General features: G+C 43.1%; 14 protein-coding genes. 5 read left to right on the top strand and 9 right to left on the bottom strand.

Features of this window, described 5'->3' with window-relative positions; genetic code table 11:
* Nucleotides 1-9: 9 nt before the first annotated feature.
* The 3 genes from N482_RS02695 to ubiD all read right to left on the bottom strand — a co-directional run bounded on the left by N482_RS02695 (nt 10) and on the right by ubiD (nt 2,879).
* A complete protein-coding gene (locus tag N482_RS02695) occupies nt 10-420 on the bottom strand; it encodes a CBS domain-containing protein (RefSeq protein ID WP_063375621.1) in 411 nt (136 codons plus the stop codon).
* A gap of 132 nt (nt 421-552) precedes the next feature.
* Complete coding sequence (fre, locus tag N482_RS02690) at nt 553-1,266, bottom strand: NAD(P)H-flavin reductase (protein ID WP_063375620.1); 714 nt, start codon at nt 1,264-1,266, stop codon at nt 553-555.
* A gap of 137 nt (nt 1,267-1,403) precedes the next feature.
* Entirely contained in the window at nt 1,404-2,879 is a 1,476-nt protein-coding gene (ubiD, locus tag N482_RS02685; protein ID WP_063375619.1) for a 4-hydroxy-3-polyprenylbenzoate decarboxylase, read from the bottom strand.
* A gap of 284 nt (nt 2,880-3,163) precedes the next feature.
* Here ubiD and N482_RS02680 point away from each other — a divergent pair, with 284 nt between their 5' ends.
* Entirely contained in the window at nt 3,164-5,782 is a 2,619-nt protein-coding gene (locus tag N482_RS02680; RefSeq protein ID WP_081227676.1) for an EAL domain-containing protein, read from the top strand.
* Here the strand turns inward: N482_RS02680 and N482_RS02675 are convergent.
* Nucleotides 5,767-6,543 (bottom strand): tetratricopeptide repeat protein, encoded by a 777-nt coding sequence (locus N482_RS02675; RefSeq protein ID WP_063375618.1) that lies wholly within the window; start codon nt 6,541-6,543, stop codon nt 5,767-5,769. The two genes, N482_RS02680 and N482_RS02675, sit on opposite strands and share 16 nt — an antisense overlap.
* Before the next feature lie 86 nt (nt 6,544-6,629).
* Nucleotides 6,630-8,039, bottom strand: a complete 1,410-nt coding sequence (locus N482_RS02670) for a M20/M25/M40 family metallo-hydrolase (RefSeq protein WP_063375617.1) — start codon at nt 8,037-8,039, stop codon at nt 6,630-6,632.
* A gap of 224 nt (nt 8,040-8,263) precedes the next feature.
* Here N482_RS02670 and dbpA point away from each other — a divergent pair, with 224 nt between their 5' ends.
* Nucleotides 8,264-9,646 carry an ATP-dependent RNA helicase DbpA gene (dbpA, locus tag N482_RS02665; RefSeq protein WP_063375616.1) on the top strand — a complete coding sequence of 461 codons (1,383 nt, stop codon included), beginning with the start codon at nt 8,264-8,266 and terminating at the stop codon, nt 9,644-9,646.
* 14 nt (nt 9,647-9,660) lie between these two features.
* Here dbpA and N482_RS02660 read toward each other — a convergent pair whose 3' ends face one another.
* Nucleotides 9,661-10,275 (bottom strand): DNA-J related domain-containing protein, encoded by a 615-nt coding sequence (locus N482_RS02660; RefSeq protein WP_081227675.1) that lies wholly within the window; start codon nt 10,273-10,275, stop codon nt 9,661-9,663.
* A gap of 67 nt (nt 10,276-10,342) precedes the next feature.
* Between N482_RS02660 and N482_RS02655 the strand changes: the two genes are divergently transcribed.
* Nucleotides 10,343-13,192, top strand: coding sequence for an ATP-binding protein (locus N482_RS02655; RefSeq protein WP_196765290.1), 2,850 nt, complete (start codon nt 10,343-10,345; stop codon nt 13,190-13,192).
* Here N482_RS02655 and N482_RS02650 read toward each other — a convergent pair.
* The 3 genes from N482_RS02650 to trxA all read right to left on the bottom strand — a co-directional run bounded on the left by N482_RS02650 (nt 13,169) and on the right by trxA (nt 16,377).
* Entirely contained in the window at nt 13,169-14,446 is a 1,278-nt protein-coding gene (locus N482_RS02650; RefSeq protein WP_063375615.1) for a methyl-accepting chemotaxis protein, read from the bottom strand. The two genes, N482_RS02655 and N482_RS02650, sit on opposite strands and share 24 nt — an antisense overlap.
* Before the next feature lie 137 nt (nt 14,447-14,583).
* A complete protein-coding gene (gene rho / locus N482_RS02645; protein ID WP_063375614.1) occupies nt 14,584-15,843 on the bottom strand; it encodes a transcription termination factor Rho in 1,260 nt (419 codons plus the stop codon).
* Nucleotides 15,844-16,050: 207 nt separating this feature from the next.
* Nucleotides 16,051-16,377, bottom strand: coding sequence for a thioredoxin TrxA (gene trxA, locus N482_RS02640; RefSeq protein ID WP_063375613.1), 327 nt, complete (start codon nt 16,375-16,377; stop codon nt 16,051-16,053).
* A gap of 92 nt (nt 16,378-16,469) precedes the next feature.
* Between trxA and rhlB the strand changes: the two genes are divergently transcribed.
* Nucleotides 16,470-17,753 (top strand): ATP-dependent RNA helicase RhlB, encoded by a 1,284-nt coding sequence (gene rhlB, locus N482_RS02635; protein ID WP_063375612.1) that lies wholly within the window; start codon nt 16,470-16,472, stop codon nt 17,751-17,753.
* A gap of 30 nt (nt 17,754-17,783) precedes the next feature.
* Nucleotides 17,784-19,286, top strand: coding sequence for a guanosine-5'-triphosphate,3'-diphosphate diphosphatase (gene gppA, locus N482_RS02630; RefSeq protein ID WP_063375611.1), 1,503 nt, complete (start codon nt 17,784-17,786; stop codon nt 19,284-19,286).
* The last annotated feature ends 132 nt before the right edge of the window (nt 19,287-19,418 follow it).

The raw sequence follows: 19,418 nt of genomic DNA, 5'->3' as shown, positions 1-19,418 counted from the left end.
CTGGGCTGCTCAGTGTTTTGAGCAGCTTAAATAATTATCTCTCAGCGCATTGATCACGTGGCTACGTGTGACAATCGCAATCACTTTGTCAGCCTGAATAACCGGGTATATTTTGGGCTTATCTTGTTGCATCTGAGTGGCTAAGTCCAGCACAGTTGTATTCTTGCTTACCGCTAGCGGTTCTGTTGTCATCAGTTCTGATATTTGAGTTGCACCATCACAAAAGTAGCTGCTTTGTAGTAAAGGCGCGAGCAATTGCTGTTCAGAGATAAAGCCAACTAAAGCACCATGTTTGTCTTGCACGGGAGCACCGAATAAATCAAACTTTTGCAGCTGTTCTATTGCTTCTGTAATTTCAGTTTCTGGGGTGATAACTGGGAATTGGAAAGACATGATGTCTTCAATAAATTGGTTTGCCATGGTATGTCTCCTGTCTTGTGTTAGGAGTAGTATGCGCAAAACCGATTTATTTTTAAAATTGATTATTTATATTATTTCGATTGTTTTTTTAGATTGAACGCGCAACTTAAATATTGCGCGCTCTATTTTGCATTACTTGATAAATGCAAAGGCATCTGCGTACATGAAGTCGCTGCTGGCACCATGATTGATAAAATCATCGCGGACGATGCCAATCATGTTAAAGCGGCCAGCCATATATACGCTATATGGTTCTAAAGAGATGATGTCTTTCATAACTGCCTGATGCACGTAGCCGATATGGCCTTGCCAAGTATCAGTTGCGTTTTCAACGACAGGGATAAATTGGAAGTTCTTTTTGCTCGCAGCCCACGCTTCCATTTCTGCTTTTGCATAGAGCGCAGATTCTTCTTTTACGCCCCAATAGAATAAGACCGGTTGCTCGTAATTAATTTCTGCAAGATGGTCAGCCATAGACTTTACGTATGAAAACCCAGTACCGCCGGCTAACAAGACGATTGGTCTTGCTTGCTCAGGACGCACTTGTGACACACCAAGTCCCACTTCTAAATCTACATCAATGCCATCTGTATGGGCTGTTTTCAGATGCTCCAATGCTTGCATAGCGTATGAGTCAGCACCTGAAGCGCCAATATGTAGCTCTAGCTCTTGTTTATTCGATGGGCTGCTCGCAATCGAAAATGCACGCTTGTCTTTTTCACCAAGTACCAGTTGTAAATAGTGGCCAGCGGAAAATTCTGCGTCTTGCTGTGGCTTTAACAGCACCTTGTAAACAAATTCTGTGAGAGGAGAAATAGCCTCTACACGCGCTTTTAATATCTGCATTTCAAACCTTTTTATTAAGCACCTTGGCGAAAGTATGCGCACTGTAACATATTTAGTCGCGATATTGTTATATCGCGTTGCTTGGAAATTACCTGAAAGTAAAACAAACTTTGCTAAAAGTGCACAATACTAAAATGTTATTGCTTATCCATAATGCCTAAGCTGTCCCAAATATCATCGACTTTGCGTTTGACATCTTCGTCCATCATAATGGGTACACCCCATTCTCTGTCCGTTTCGCCTGGCCATTTATTGGTTGCATCCATTCCCATTTTAGAGCCAAGTCCAGATACAGGCGACGCAAAATCGAGATAATCAATTGGCGTGCTTTCTATCATAGTTGTGTCTCTCGCAGGATCCATACGGGTCGTTATGGCCCAGATTACGTCATTCCAGTCACGAGCATTTACATCATCATCACAGACGATCACGAATTTAGTATACATAAACTGGCGCAGGAAAGACCAAACTCCCATCATCACGCGTTTCGCATGGCCAGGATATTGTTTTTTCATCGTGACTACCGCCATACGATAGGAACATCCCTCAGGAGGGAGGTAAAAGTCGACAATTTCAGGGAACTGCTTTTGTAAAATTGGCACAAAGACTTCGTTAAGTGCCACACCAAGAATCGCCGGCTCATCTGGTGGGCGGCCTGTGTAAGTGCTGTGATAAATCGGGTTTTCACGATGCGTAATGTGAGTTACTGTCATGACTGGGAAATCATCCACTTCATTGTAGTAACCAGTGTGATCCCCATAAGGCCCCTCTGGTGCGGTTTCTCCTTGTTCAATATATCCTTCAAGTACTATTTCGGCACTGGCTGGTACTTGTAAGTCATTTGAAATGGATTTGACGACTTCGGTCTTGCTGCCGCGCAGAAGCCCTGCAAATGCGTACTCGCTGAGCGTATCTGGCACTGGTGTTACCGCGCCTAAAATGGTCGCTGGATCGGCACCTAATGCCACAGATACTGGATAGGGTTCACCGGGGTGTTCTTTACACCACTCTTGAAAATCTAATGCACCGCCTCGATGAGATAACCAGCGCATGATGATTTTATTTTTGCCAAGTAACTGTTGACGGTAAATTCCTAAGTTCTGACGCTTTTTATGTGGCCCTTTGGTCACTGTTAGGCCCCATGTAATCAGTGGCGCAGCGTCACCCGGCCAACAATGCTGAATAGGAAGCTTAGTTAAATCGACATCGTCACCACTTAATACAACTTGCTGACAAGGCGCTTTCTTTAGCTCTTTTGCAGGCATATTGAGTACTTGCTTAAAAACCGGAATTTGGCCTATGGCTTCTTTAATGCCTTTTGGTGGTTCAGGTTCTTTGAGAAATGCCAAGAGCTTACCAACTTCACGAAGCTCGCTGACATCGGTCTGACCCATGCCCATTGCGACGCGTTTCGGCGTGCCAAATAAATTTGCAAGGACGGGAATATCAAACCCTTCTGGGTTTTCAAATAGAATTGCAGGACCACCGGCACGTAAGGTGCGATCTGCTATTTCAGTCATTTCTAACTTGGTTGAAATGGGTTGACTGACGCGGACAAGTTCACCTTGCTTTTCAAGCAATTCGATGAACTCTCTTAAGTCTTTATATTTCATTTTAGCCTATTACGCAGTGAGTAAGCCTATCTGTGACAACAATTATATCAACTCCCCACCTTCTGAACATACTCTAAGCGAGGAATAATGGTATTAATCGATTTGGTTGGTTGCTACAGAGAAGTCTGTAATTAACAAGGTATTGGTGTTCGTTATACGTTACTGTCGCGTTTCTCGATTTGTTATCAATTACCTTTTTACCTTTGATTGTGACTCTTATGTTTCCTTGATTTGGCCTTTGGGCTATAGTCAGAGTGAGTCGACGGGTATCTATTGGAGGCGACTTGAAGACAATAACAACAATAGTTTACCTAGCATTATGCTTACTAGTGGTAGCCTTTACTCCGAAATCTTTGGCGCAGGGTTTGCCTACCGAGGTATTCGATAATCACAGTGCAGTTATGTTGCTGATTGAACCTACCAGTGGCAGGATTGTGCGTGCCAACCAATCCGCTGCAGACTTTTACGGCTACAGTAAAGCACAATTAGAAAACTTATATATTCAAGAGATTAATCAGTTTACACCTCAACAAGTTGAGAAAGAGCGACTATCAGCATTAAATGAAGGACGTAATTATTTCATTTTTCAACACCGGTTGGCGAACGGAGAAAACCGTACGGTGTCCGTTTATTCATCGCCTTTTATGGATGCAAACGGAGAGGCCTTACTTTTCTCGGTGATCCAAGATGTCAGTGCGCGGCGCAAGTTAGAGCATGCGCTGTGGCATTATCAAAGTAATTTGGAACAGCAAGTTGCGTTACAAACAAAAGAAATAAAACATGCCAGCACTGTACAAGTCTTTTTACTCAGTAGTGTAATCGCCATTTTTATAGGCACGACGGTGATCCTAGGTTGGGGGTTTTTGCGTTTGCGCAAAACCAAGCGCCGCTTGGAATATCAAAGAGCACGCCTAAATGCGATTTTTGATGCTATTGGCGAATATCTCATTTTTACCGATCCAGATGAAAAAGTGGTTTCTGCAAACCGTGCAGCTTATCAAGACCTAGGAAAATTAGATGGCCAATTGATCTCTGATGCATTAGGCGATTGCACGTGCGTAGAGGCAACTCAGTTTGAGCCTCGGGAGTGTAAGTTGGATACGAATTTTGGCACCCTAGATGTTGAAATAAGTAAAACGGATGTATTGGACAACAATGGTGGTTTATATGGCCACATTTACCTTCTACAAAACATTACTCAGCGTTTGGTTGATGAGCAAGAACAACGTCTTGCCAGCACCGTCTTCTCGACGACAAGTGAAGGTGTGTTAGTGTCTGACAAGCATAATCGCATTCAGATGGTCAACAAGGCATTTACGGAGATCACGGGCTTTAGCGGACCTGAAGTAATGGGAAAAACACCGGCAATTTTTAATTCTGGTCGTCACGATACCGCTTATTTTACTCAGCTATACGACGCTTTAAGTTCACGCGGCCACTGGGAAGGTGAAATATGGAACAAGCGTAAAAACGGTGAGGTTTATCCAAGTTGGTTACAAGTCTCAGCCGTGTTTGATCAACATGGCGATATAGATATGTATGTGGCGCTATTTAACGATATCACCTCGCGAAAACGCAATGAGCAATTGATGTGGCAGCAGGCAAATTTTGATAATTTGACGGGGCTGGCTAATCGTCATCACTATCACGCTAAATTTGATATTGCATTGACGCAGGCTGAGCGTAAACAGTCTCGTGTAGCGGTGTGTTTCATCGACCTAGACCGCTTCAAAGCGGTAAATGATACGCTGGGACATCATATTGGTGATTTATTGCTGATTGAGGCTGCGAATCGGCTCCGAGAATGCACAAGAAATTCTGATACAGTTGCGCGCTTGGGAGGTGATGAATTTGCCTTGTTATTACCAGAAATGGAAATGATCGGGGATATGGAAAAAGTCGCTGAAAAGATCCTCAGTGCGTTGAGTGAGCCATTCCATCTAGAAGGTCATGAGGCGTATGTATCAGGTAGCATGGGCATCACATTTTATCCAGATGATGGTGAAGATAGAAAGGTGCTATTAAGAAATGCTGACAGCGCCATGTACAAAGCAAAAGAAAATGGTCGCAATTGTTTTCAATTCTTTACGGCGGCTATGCATGAACATGCCAAAGCCCGCAGCCAGTTAGAAGGGGCGCTGCATCGCGCGCTAGCTAACCAAGAGCTGAGAGTGGTTTACCAACCGATTGTAGGCCAGGGGAATAAACTGGGGTGTGAGGCATTGTTGCGGTGGCATAATGAAGCGCTCGGTGAAGTGTCTCCAGCTGACTTTATTCCTATTAGTGAAGAGCTTGGGCTCATACTGGCGATGGGTGAATGGGTGCTGTATCAGGCTTGTGCACAAGCTCGTTCATGGCTTACGAAAACTGACAGACCTTTCTTTGTGTCTGTAAACGTATCTAGCACCCAGTTTAAACGCCAGAATATTGTAAGCTTGGTAGATAAAGTACTTAAAGATACTGGTCTACCAGCGACTTGCCTAACGCTTGAAATTACAGAGACTGTACTAGCCGATAATTCAGATGAGATAGAATTGCAGTTGGAGCAATTACGACACATGGGGGTTGGGCTGGCTATTGATGATTTTGGTACGGGCTATTCGTCGCTAGGTTATCTAAAAAGATTTCCTTTATCTAAGCTCAAGATTGACCGCGCATTTATCAAAGACTTGCCCGAAGATGAAGAAGACAAGACGCTTATCAGCGCCATAGTGTCTATGGCCAGTAAATTAAAACTCACAGTGATCGCTGAGGGGGTTGAGACCCCAGCTCAACTAGAGTTACTGCAACAGTTAGGGTGTGATTACACTCAAGGATATTTGCATGCCAAACCAAGCGATGCGAGTGATTTTGAGCGATTCCTAGTGCAGCATTCTCGGTCGCAGGCTCACTCACAAACTTGATGCAATTGGCAAAGAGAAGCCAACGCTTCGTGTGCTTTTAGGTTACCCTGTGCTTTTGCTTTAATGAGCAATTCAAAGGCTCGGGGTAAGTCTTGCTCTCCGCCTTCTCCTGCAATTAGCATAGTCGCAAGGTTATACATGCCCCACTGATCTTGGCTGCTTGCGGCTGCTTCAAATGACTGGCGCGCTGCAATCAAATCTCCCTGTTGATATAAACTAATTCCTTGGCTATTTTGCGGTGAAAATTGTGCTCTTTGATGTTTAGGGAAATGCGGTAGAGCACGCTGTTTAACGATGCCGCCTAGTACATAGATATCATTCGGCCGATATGCTGCATAGATCCCACCACTTTGATACAAGTCTAAAATTTCGCTGCGCGTTAAACGCCAGGGTTCTGCTTTGAAGTAGTCATCTAGCATCAGGTTATCGAGTTGGATAGCACGTTTTGCATCGCGTTTTCTCGCATAGGTGTAACGACCCTGTTTCAAGGTAACTAGATCTGTGTCTACGGCTATCACTTGTACCACTCTAAATTGAGGTTGATACACTCGGTCACTTTGGATTCTGCCAAAGTCGACCATGATGACATCGTCAACTTTAGGCGCATGTAACCACATCGATTGTTGTGTTTGTGTTTGCTGATGCTGCGCAATCCAATAGCCACAGAAGCCGACAAGCAAAAAGGCAATGATGATGGCCTTATAGCGGCTGATAGATGCAGTGATCACATCATGGGTACGAAACAGGGCGCTTTTTATCATTGGCATCTCCTTGGTGAGCTACACCGTAATTTTTATTATGTGTGTCAAAACCAAGATAACATGGCTTAGTTTTGACACAAAGAGGCCTATTTACCCGACATTGCAGTTTTTGCATTGGCTGCCATAAGCGCAAATACTGCGTAGGCTGCTGTATTTTGCTTTAGTTTATCTGGGTCAACTTTATCGAGTGTATCATCGGCTGTATGGTGATAGTCAAAGTAGTCGGTGCCCACTTGATGTAAATCGAAAATTGGTGCCGATGTCATCTGCTTGAATGGGATCAGATCTGGCCCTCCACGCGCTGCGTTTTTGCGAATGTATTTAATGCCCAGCGGCTTTAACTGTTTCGCAATGTCGCGTACGGCAGGGAGGGAAGCTGCATTCACATTAGACTCAAAAGCGTACACGACATCAGCGCCAAAGTCTGACTCGGCGGCTGCGACGATATTACTTAAGCGCTCTTCGTAATGTTTAAAATAGGCTTTGGCACCCCATAATCCGAGTTCCTCAGCTGCAAATAACACAACACGAATACTGCGTTCAGGTCGAGTGTGATCGGCGATGTGCTTTGCCGCAGCCATGGTTAATGCGACGCCGGCACCATCGTCTAGGGCGCCAGTTCCTAAATCCCAAGAGTCGAGGTGGCTGCCTAGAAGTACATATTGTTCTGGGTACTTGGAACCGGTGATTTCACCAATGACGTTGTAACTTGTCCCTTCGCCTAAATCTTCCGTTTGAATATTCATTTCTACTTTGACCGGTTTACCAAGTGCCACAAGGCGTGCGAGCTGGTCGGCATCAGGGTTTGCAACCGCTGTTGCGGGAATTTTACTGACTCCTTCAGTGTAATGGCTGCCCCCTGTATGGGCGAACCTATGATGGCTGGTACTGACCGAGCGCATCATATAGGCAATTGCCCCTTTCTTGGCAGCTTCTACCGCGCCTTTGTTACGGGCTTTTACAGCTGGACCATACCCATTGCCGTCAATGTCTCTGTTCATACGATAATTGATAAATGCAATTTTACCTTTCAAACTCCCTGCTGGCGCTGCAATTAACTCGTCAAAAGTCTCAAATAATACAACTTCACCTGATAAGCCTTGCTTGGGGGTACTTATACTATTACCGAGTGCCGTGAGGTGCAGGGGCTGCTTGCTTGGTGTCAAAATGAATCCAGATTCATGGTAACGTCTCCACTCTGGGAATTTGGATGGTTCCAACCACACTTTATCAAAACCGAGCTGTTGAAACTTTTGTTTAGCCCATGAAACCGCCATTTTGTCGTTTTCTGTACCTGGCAAGCGAGGGCCAACTTCGGTGGTTAAAGACTTAACGAGTTGCCAACTTAAGTCGCTGTTGCGCGCGTGATCACGTACTTTAGCAACGGTGTCTAATTCTGCCTGAGTAAATTCCTGAGCTACTGTGGTGTAGCTCGTACAGAGTGCAAATAGTGGTAATATGCTGGTTTTAATCAAAGTACGAAATGCACGTTTCATAATGTTCCTTAATCGGTAGTGATGTGGTTATTTTGACACCGAAATCCACGCTTTAAAACGTTAATAGGATGAAATGCATAAGAGCGCGCTGTTGTGAATTGTTAGAAAAAGTGAAACTGAGAGAGCGGAAGCTTCAAGCGCGTGTTATTGAGATGATTGCATAGTATACCAAAGGTAGGGGTTTTTGATAAAATCAGCGAACTTTGATTTGTCAGGAATACCATGTGAACTCGCCTTTTACTCAATTATCACTGCGTGCAGAGTTACTATCGGCACTTAACAAAGCTGGTTTCAGCAAAATGACGCCGATTCAAGCACAAAGCCTACCTGAGCTGCTAATGGGCAAAGATATCGTTGCGCAAGCAAAAACTGGTTCAGGCAAAACATTGGCTTTTAGCTTGGCAATGTTGCAGCAATTAGACACATCATTGCAGCAGATCCAAGGACTTGTTTTAGCACCTACCAGAGAGCTTGCCAATCAAGTTGCTGAAGAAGTACGAAAGCTTGCTAGAGAGTTGGGCAATGTGAAAGTGTTGACTATTTGTGGAGGTGAGCCTATCGGGCCACAAATAAGTTCGCTGGAACATGGTGCGCACATTGTGGTTGGTACACCTGGTCGAGTCGAAGAACATTTATTTAAGGGGACCTTAGACTTAACTCAAGTGAGCCACTTTACTTTGGATGAAGCGGACCAAATGTTAGATATGGGGTTCATTGATGCTATTGAAAGTATTACTGTTTACCTCCCTGAAACACGTCAGACAATGATGTTTAGTGCAACTTATCCTAAAGACATTGAACAATTGTCGCAGCGTTTTATGCGTGCGCCCACTTTGGTTAAAGGTGAAATCGAAACGCTTAATCGACAGATCAAACAACAGTTTTTCCTGCTAAAAAACAACAAGCTCAGGTTCAACACTTTAAGGTTGCTATTACTGCAACATAAACCAGAAAGTTGCATTGTATTTTGTAATACCAAAGTTGAAACCAAAAAGCTTTTCAGTGAGTTACAAGAAACTGGCTTGCAAGTGGTCGTGCTGCATGGAGATTTAGCACAAATCGAGCGCCAAAGGGTGTTACTCAGGTTTGCAAATAAAAGTGCTTCAGTGCTGGTGGCGACGGATGTTGCGGCCCGCGGTTTGGATATTGAAGATATCGATATGGTGGTGAATTACCATATGGCGCTCGAGCCACAAACACATGTACATCGGGTAGGGCGCACAGGCCGTGGCGGAAAAAAAGGTTTTGCCTGTTCATTGTATGGTGAAAACGAAACCTTTAAAGTGAAGCAGCTCAGCGAGCTATATGAACGAGAATTTAATCCATCACCAACGCCTCCACTGAGCCTGCTTGATAAGCCGGCGTATAAACCCCGTATGGTGACTGTCATGATAGATGCGGGCAAAAAGCAAAAAGTACGAGCAGGAGACATTGTTGGGTGTCTAACGGGTGAAAATGGTATTGGCTCAGCGCATATCGGCACTATTACAGTGCAAGACAATCAAGCGTATATTGCTATTTATAGAGATGCCGTGAAGCCTGCTATTCGTAAATTACATGCCGATAAAATCAAAGGTAAACGCATTAAAGCTAAGCGATTGGCGTAGAGGCCTCTTTTTAATTATAGCGCCATTTTTAGCTGGTCATACTCGAGTTTAATTTGATTAAATTCGACACCACTACCGCCTTTATCAGGGTGGCAAGACAAAGCAAGTCTTCGCCACTTTTTTTGCAATGTAGGCAAGTCGTACTTATCGGGTAGGTGCCACTTTTTTACCAATGTTTCACGCGTTTGGGCACTGGGGTGGGTTGTTTGGACGCTTAAATAGTTTTGCCAAAATTCACTTAATAGTGCCTCAATTTCTTTTTTGCTGGTGTCATAATTGTTCCAATCTAAATAATAACTTTTAAGTGGATCGTTATGTGATGGTAAGTTACCGTGATCTGAACTAACCGTTTCCTGATCCATATTAAGGTGTTCTATATAGATATCTAATGCAGAGATATGCACAAGATGGTGTGTGTCGCACAGTTCGTTTTGTAATTGATATAGCCCATTCATTATTAAAAAGTTTCTTTTAAACAGATCTTTATGGCTATCTTTATCTAACTCAGGCAATGCACCGAGGGTTTTTAGCTGCTCCGCGAGCTCATGAACTTTTAAATGTGGGGTCGCAGATATAATGTCAAAAATAATATTGAGAATTGGGTTGAGCATTGTTCGACCTGTAAACATAGTGTATCTTCATGACCATAAATATTGTCGATTAATTATTACGCTATTGCAAATCGGGATGGCATGGATGGCTTTAATACATAAGTGCTTGATAGTGATCTTTACTTTGGGACTGAGCATTTTCGGCTATGGATCAGAACAGGGTAGTTCAGTACAAACACTAGAGCAACAAATACAGAATATTGCGCAACTTGAGAGATGGCAAGAGCAACAGATGGTGGGTGAGCAATTGTTAAACCATCCTAAACTTTCTCTTTTGCAAAAAGTCTCTCTTTTTGAACTGTTAGGAAAAGTGGCCTTTCAGCGTGGAGAGCTGCGCCAAGGTATTCAGTTTTTTAAGCGAATGGAAGTGGAGCTAAATGAACTACAAGACCTCACACGACAATTTACAGCGGTTAAAATGCAGGGAATTGGTTGGTATCATTTAGGCGAATTTGCTGCATCGGAAAAGGATTATACTCGTGCATTGGAGCTCGCCAAAAGCCATCAGCCTCCAATTGAAGTCGCGCATATTCAGAATAACTTAGGTCTGGCATATGTGAAAATGCATGACCTGATGAGTGCTTTGTCTCATTACTTGGATGCGTATGAGCTGTACAAACAACACGGTGATGAGCAAGATCAGGCTGATATTATTCTTAACATTTCAGGTGTGTATATACGCCTTCTGAGGTATAAAAAAGCCGAAGAATTACTTCAAAAGGCTATCAGTCTTTTTGAAAAGCTTGGGGACAGCTATGGCATCGCGCTGTCGCAGGCTAATTTAGGTGTGCTATATACCCAAACGGCACGCTTTGAGCTGGCGAGCACTTATTTGCAAAAAGCCATTGATTACTATGAAGCGGTCAATGACGTTAAACACTTATCATATGAATATAGTAATTTAGCAAAAGTGAGTATTGCTGTTGGTGATATGTCACTGGCTGAAACGCAGGTCAACTTCGCCATTTATTATGCAGAAAAAGCTGAAAATGACTCAAACATGTCTGAAGCTTTGTATGTGCAAGCCCAAGTTTTTTTAGTTAAAGGTCAAGTCGCGGAGGCCAAAGAGGCCGCGCAGCAAAGCTTAGAAATGAATCAAGCTTTAGGTGCTGAACTACGCGAAAAAAGGGCTTTATCTATCATTGCATTAGCCGAGTCTGCACAAGGTGATACGGCACAAGCGCTGCGCACTTTGACAGATTACGATCATGCGACCTTCCAATTATTGAATCAGGCTCTGTTAGAGAAAGCGGAAAAGTATCAAAAGCGGTTTGAAGAAAGTGAGTTAAGCCAAGAGTTGGCTCAACTTAAACAAGCACAGCAGTTACAAGAGCTAAGAACAAAGCAGCATCAGCAATTGATGTGGATGAGTGGGTTGGTGGTTGGCTTTGCTTTATTAGCTTTGGTGGCGTGGTATCGTCGTACGATTGAACGCAAAGCTAAACTAGACTTGAGTAATGAAGTTGCACAGCGCACAGCTGAGCTGCAAAAAACCGCAGATCAATTGCGTAGTGCGAACCAAGTAAAAAGCCAATTTCTCGCCAACATAAGCCATGAAATACGTACACCGTTGACCGCTATTTTGGGATACAGTGAAAACATGCTCCATGAGCATCATGACAATGAAGCGCTAAAAGCATCCTTGACCGTACTTATGCGACAGGGAAGACACTTAAAAGAGCTTATCAGCGATGTATTGGACCTAAGTAAAATTGAGGCAGAACAACTTGAACTAGAGCTCACAGAGTTTAAAGTGGAGTCGCTCTTGTCTGACATCACCGATATGTTCCACCACCCTTGTTTGGAAAAATCCTTAGAGCTGATTGTTGATCATCGGTTGGAGACCCCTTATCGCGTATGTTTGGATTACGTCAGAGTAAAACAGGTCTTAATCAATTTACTGAGTAACGCAATTAAGTTTACCCACCATGGACACGTTGAATTATTGGCTGAACCCCAGAATGATGGGATCCTCTTTAGTGTAAGTGATACAGGAATAGGCATGTCAGTTGCTCAGCTCGAAAAGATTTTTGAGCATTTTCAGCAAGGCGACAATAGTATAACGCGACGCTTTGGTGGCTCTGGACTCGGGCTTAGTTTATCGCAGCAACTTGCTGCAATGATGGGGGGAACAATTAGGGTTACCAGCGAATTACACGTTGGTAGTCGGTTTGCTTTTTGGGTGCCGTGCACTCGGCTCAATCAACAAGATGAACAGGAGCCCTGCAAGCAAATTAAAGAGCTTGGCACGCACGCGTTTTCTGGACAGGTCTTACTTGCAGAAGATCATGATGACAATCGCATTTTGTTCGAACGTATATTGTCAAACCTAGGCTTACAAGTTGAGTCAGCATCGGATGGTAAGCAGGCGGTAGAAAAATGTTTAAGCAGCTACCCAGACCTCGTACTGATGGATATTCAAATGCCCCATATGGATGGACTTGAGGCATTAAGTTTATTACGCCAAGCGGGTTATGAAGGGCCTATATATGCCCTAACAGCGAATGTCATGGAACATGAAATTAAGTATTATTTAGACAGTGGCTTTGATGGACATTTAAGTAAACCATTGGAGCAAGGTAAACTAGTCTCAGTTTTGAATGCCACATTGAACAACGATTACAATCGGCAAACAGATACCGACATCAGTCTAGATATGGCTGACTTGAAACAGAGCTTTGCTTCAACGCTTGAACAAGAGCGTTATAAGCTGATCGATTTATGGCAGGAGGAAGATTATGCCGGGTTACAGTTTCACTGCCATAAATTGGCGGGCGCCGCTGCGATATTTGGATTCTTGCCGATTGCAGATATTGCGAAACAATTCGAAGCAGCTTTAAAGCAACAAAATTCAGCTCAATACCAAGACCTATTTTTGATCTTGTGTGATGAACTCAAAGTGCAAGCTTACTCAGAACAACTCGATATCTCCTGAATCACTTAAATCAGCAGAGGGCGCTTCTTTTGACTGTTCAATCACTGATTCGCTACTATGAGAACGACTTTTGTCAACGCGAGGGTCTAAATCAGGTTCAGGTTTTTCTGTTTTAAAAATACTTAATTTCTCGTTGATACTACTAAAGAGGTTGATTAAATCAGTGCTGGATACTGCTTGAATTTTAGAGCTTGAAAGGGCGTCTGAATTCAATTCAACCATTGATTCAATGCTCGCTTGGGCTTCATCAGACACCACTTTTTGCTGTTTAACTTGGCTGTGAATACTGTGCGACATCGCATTGATGTCGAGCATCGCATGCTCGATTTGATCAACCTCTTTGGTTGATTCATCAGAGAGTTGAACGGTTCTATCTGTTTCTTCTAAAGCAAGCAGCATTAATGAGTGGGCACTGTCAGTGCCTGCTTGGATTTTACTGACCATTGCTCGCACTTCTTGAGTAGATTGGCTGGTACGCGCAGCTAAACTGCGTACTTCGTCAGCAACGACCGCAAATCCACGACCTTGTTCTCCTGCTCGAGCGGCTTCAATAGCAGCATTTAAGGCAAGTAAGTTAGTTTGATCTGCAATGGAATTGATAACATCTATGACTGCGCTAATCGCATCACTGTCTGCTTTGAGCGCTTCAATTTGTTTACTGGTTTGTCGAATGTGTTCCGCGAGGCTAATTAGGCTTTCTTGACTTTTATCGGTATCGATACGTGTTTTTTTGACCGCTTCGGTCGCCTCTTCAACAGAGCAGTAAATTTTATCTAAATTTTCATCTAACTCTCTTGAAACGATAAGCATACGATTGATGGAGCTGGCCAGATCTTCACCATGTGCATGTTGGATGGTGGCCTTTTGAGTCATAGATGCATAGGTGTCCCTGAGATCATCGGCCATCGGCGCAAGTCGAGCTGAGCAGGTGTATACTTCACAAATAATGTGTTCAATGGTGGCTATCCCTGCATTGAGTGCAAGACATGCCTTAGGGAGTTGCTTGTCTCGTTCATCAAACCGATAGGTTAGGTCAATATTAGCATCAGCGAGCAAGGCGCTGACCAAGTTATCTAGGTAATTGCCTTTACTGCTGTATTTCGAGATCAATAGGTAAACTACAAGAGCGCTCAGAACGATTAAAGTGCATAACGTAAGTGTTGCTGATAATGAAAAATCGAAATATAAAGCGCAAAGTACTGTAATGGTTAGATTAGCGCACGTGGTACTGATCACTCCGACGTTTAAACGCATATACCTAAGTCTCCCTTCTATGGTCTTAAAAATTAGAAGTTTTTTTCCAATTAGACTAATAGGTATAGACTAGTTCAAAGTGAATTCCAAGGTTTTAAAGGGTAAAAAAAAACCTGCATTTGCAGGTTTTTTTATGATTATTTTCGCTTCATGGAGTCGAAAAATTCATCGTTCGTTTTACTCATCGAGAGTTTGTCGATAAGGAATTCCATCGCGTCTATTTCGCTCATTTCATGCACGATTTTACGCAAGATCCACATCTTCTGTAGCTCGTCTGGCTTAGTTAGCAGCTCTTCGCGGCGTGTACCAGAGCGGTTAAAGTCAATAGCAGGAAATACACGTTTTTCAGCAATCTTGCGATGCAAGTGCAATTCCATGTTACCTGTACCTTTAAACTCTTCGTAGATAACCTCATCCATTTTAGAACCAGTATCGATAAGTGCCGTTGCGATAATGGTTAAGCTACCTCCTTCTTCAACATTACGCGCAGCACCGAAGAAACGCTTAGGCTTGTGCAGTGCGTTGGCGTCTACACCACCTGTAAGTACTTTACCTGATGAAGGGATTACGGTGTTGTAAGCACGTGCTAAACGCGTGATCGAGTCTAGTAAGATCACTACATCTTTTTTGTGCTCCACTAAGCGCTTAGCCTTCTCGATTACCATTTCGGCTACTTGCACGTGACGGCTAGCAGGTTCATCGAATGTTGAAGCAACAACTTCACCTTGAACCAAGCGCTGCATCTCTGTTACTTCTTCTGGACGCTCGTCAATGAGCAGTACCATTAGAGTTGCATCTGGATTGTTGTAAGAAATAGATTGTGCAATATTCTGAAGCAACATCGTTTTACCTGCTTTTGGCGGAGCAACGATGAGTGCACGCTGACCTTTACCAATTGGAGATGCAAGGTCTAATACACGCGCTGTGATATCTTCAGTACTACCGTTACCACGCTGCATAACTAAACGTTCGTTAGCATGGATAGGTGTTAAGTTTTCGAACAAGATTTTAGTTCGAGAGTTTTCAGGCTTATCAAAGTTAACTTCGTTAACTTTTAATAAAGCAAAATAGCGTTCGCCATCTTTAGGTGGACGGATAAGACCGCTAATTGAATCACCAGTACGCAAGCTAAAGCGTCTGATTTGACTCGGCGATACATAGATGTCATCCGGTCCTGCTAGGTAAGAAGCTTCGGAAGAGCGTAAAAAGCCAAAGCCGTCTTGGAGAATTTCTAAAACACCGCCGCCATAGATGTTTTCGCCGCTTTTTGCATGGGCTTTCAAGATAGCGAAAATGATATCTTGTTTTCTAAGACGGGCTACGTTTTCGAGTCCCATTGACTCGGCAAGTTTTACAAGCTCATTTATTGACTTGTCTTTAAGTTCGCGTAAATGCATATTGGTGGGTTCTTTAATTAACGTTGTTTTCTCGTCGCACGAGGGATTGAGTTGAAATTCGATAAAAAGGTTTGTGGCTCTATAAGTTAGCAGCTAGCCATCGAGTCGTCCAGTCTTTATACAAAAAATTAATCCATTAATCTTTAAATTTCGCTGGCAAGCAAAATGAGAAAGCCCAAATTACTGAGTTATTTGGGCTTTGAGTTTTTAAACGTTGTCGTTTAAAAACTCAACAAGCTGAGTCTTAGAAAGTGCGCCAACTTTAGTAGCAGCAACCGCACCGTCTTTGAATAGAAGTAGTGTCGGAATACCGCGGATACCAAACTTTCCAGGCGTGCCTGAGTTTTGGTCGATATTTAGTTTGGCGATAGTTACCTTACCTTCAAACTCATCAGCTACTTCATCAAGAATTGGCGCAATCATTTTACAAGGACCACACCACTCAGCCCAAAAGTCAACAAGAACAGGTTTGTCTGAGTTAAGTACGTCAGCTTCAAAGCTGTCGTCAGTTAATTGGATAATTTTGTCGCTCATTACATTCTCCGTTAGAAATTAGGCGAATTATTTAGTGCGTATTTAAACACTCTTGTTTCTTATTGCAAGTTTAAACGTTATGCTTTATTGCTATGACTAAGACACATTTGACCAATACCAAATTTTCAGACTTTGCTTTAGCACCGGAAGTGGTCGCCGGTTTGACAGCGAATGGCTTCGAACATTGTACGCCAATTCAAGCAAAGTGTATGCCTTACATATGTGAAGGCAGGGACATTGCGGGTCAGGCGCAAACAGGAACCGGTAAGACACTGGCATTCCTTACTGCGACTTGTCATCGTTTAATGCAAAATAAACCTGAACAGCAATCATCTGTACAACCCAGAGCCATTATTATGGCGCCGACTAGAGAGTTGGCAATACAGATCCACAAAGATGCAAAAGTTATCGCACCACACTGTAATTTAAAGTTAGGCTTAGTATATGGTGGCGAAGAATATGAAAAACAACGGGCGCAACTAGAAAAAGGCGTTGATATTTTAATTGGTACCACCGGTAGACTTATCGACTTCTATAAACAAGGCGCGTTTAACCTCAATAGTATAGAGGTTGTGGTACTTGATGAAGCAGACCGAATGTTTGACTTGGGCTTCATTAAAGATATTCGTTATCTATTTAATCGTATGCCTGGAACGCAAGAGCGTTTGAACTTACTGTTTTCTGCGACCCTATCTTACCGAGTGCAGGAGCTGGCCTTTGAGCATATGCACAATCCGATCCATGTTCAGATTGAACCTGATGTTAAAACTGGCAAACGCATCCAAGAAGAATTATTTCACCCCTCACAAGAGGACAAATTACCTTTACTTTTAACTCTAATAGAGGAAGATTGGCCCGATAAGGCAATTGTCTTTGCAAACACAAAGCACAGTTGTGAGAATGTTTACGAGTGGTTGAAGGTTGATGGTCATCGTGTTGGTTTACTTACGGGTGATGTAAATCAGAAGAAACGTTTGTCTATTTTGACTAAATTTACTAAAGGGGAATTGGATTTACTTGTAGCGACTGATGTTGCTGCTCGAGGATTGCATATCCCTGAAGTAAGCCACGTATTTAATTTCGACTTACCGGATGACAGAGAAGATTACGTGCATCGTATCGGTCGAACTGGTCGAGCTGGTGCATCGGGGCATGCAATTAGTTTTGCTTGTGAGCAATATGCATACAATCTACAAGAGATTGAGGAATATATAGCACACTCTATTCCTGTTTCTCACTACGACAAAACAGCATTACTTGATGACCTCAAGCCACCAGTAAAACAACATCGCAGAAATTATCAATCTGGTCAGAGAAAGCGTGGCAATACTCGCAGACAAGGCAGTTATCAAAAATCAGCGTCTAAGCATAATTAGATGTAGTAAGGGTAAGTAGAGGTTACGAGCGTGGGATATAACTCACCACAAAATAATGTATATGCTGTAATAGACTTGGGCTCAAACAGCTTCCACATGCTTTTAGCAAAGCATATGGCTGGTGGAGTCCATACAATTGGCAGGGTAAAGCGTAAAGTTAGGCTCGCCGCCGGGCTCAATGAGCAAAATGTGCTTTCTCAAGAAGCAATGGAAAGGGGTTGGGAATGTTTATCACTTTTTGCGGAGCGGCTACAGGATATTCCACCGCAAAACATTAAAATTGTTGCAACTGCGACATTGCGCCTAGCTCAAAATGCAGAACAGTTTAAGGTGCGAGCTGAGGAAATTCTCAATCATAAAATTGAGATAATAAGCGGCGAGTTGGAAGCTTGCACTATCTATAAAGGTGTTGCTCATACTTCTTCATGTCATGGTAAGCAGCTTGTAGTTGATATCGGTGGAGCAAGTACAGAAGTTGTAATTGGTCGTGGGTTTGACGCACATATATATTACAGCCTAAATATGGGCTGCGTTACTTACCTTGAAAAGTATTTCAAAAATGGCTTACTGAGCGAAGAGAACTTTGCGCAAGCGATAACGGCTGCAAAAGAAGTGATAGCCCCTCATGCAGGAGAGTTTCAACAAGTTGGTTGGGAGTTGGCCATAGGTGCCTCAGGCACGGTTCAAGCGATACAAGAAATCTTTGCGGCTCTAGGTCTTGATGAGTACCTAGTGTTATCTAAGCTCAGTCAAATTAAATCAATGGCGATTGACTGCGAGACAATATCTAAACTTGATCTGCCTGGTTTGAGTGAAGAGCGTCGACTTGTTTTTGTATCTGGTCTTGCAATTTTGATTGCGCTATTTGAGTCGCTTGAAATCGAACGCATGGGCTTAGCCGGTGGGGCGCTACGTGAAGGTGTGCTCTATGGCATGATTGACGATTTGAGTGTTGCTGATATTCGTAAGCGAACTTTGAATTGTTTTATGGCTCGATATCATGTTGACAACTTGCAAGCACAGCGTGTCTTTGAGATGAGTAATAGCTTTCTCAAGCAGCTTAAAGGGTACTGGTCGATTAATACACAGTTTGGCTCTGATGCTTTACGTGCTGCAACAGTCGTTCACGAGCTGGGCTTACTGATCGATTATAAAGAATACCATAAGCATAGTGCTTATATTCTTAACAATAGTGTTATGCCCGGTTATACCAAAGCTCAAAAGCAATTGATTGCGGCCATGGTAAGTAATCACCGACTGGATATTGATGCCGATAGCTTTGCCCGACTTGGTTCTAATCAACGTCTGGCGGAAGTGCTAATTAGGTTATTGCGCATTGGGGTTATTTTATCTATGCGCCGTCAAGATGATGTGCTGCCTGAACTATTCCTCACAGCAAGTGAACCTGAAACACTAACTTTAACTGTGCCGAAAGCTTGGTTGGAAACACACCCTTTAATGCGCACAGAGTTGGAACAAGAAGCAAAGTATCAAGAGAAGTGTGGTTGGTTATTGGAAATTGAATGTGATTAAGTGCTGAATAGTACGTTTAATCAACAAAAAATGGTGTTTTGTCTGTAAATTGAGCATTTGCAAGTGTTTTTATATGTTTAGTCAAAAAAACGCTTGCGCCATTTTGAAATATCCCTATAATGCGCACCCACT

Origin of the sequence: Pseudoalteromonas luteoviolacea NCIMB 1942, assembly GCF_001625595.1 — a bacterium.
In the GTDB taxonomy this organism is placed as follows: domain Bacteria; phylum Pseudomonadota; class Gammaproteobacteria; order Enterobacterales; family Alteromonadaceae; genus Pseudoalteromonas; species Pseudoalteromonas luteoviolacea_A.
The sequence above is the reverse complement of the archived record's forward strand: the minus strand, read 5'-3'. Positions and strand labels throughout refer to the sequence as shown.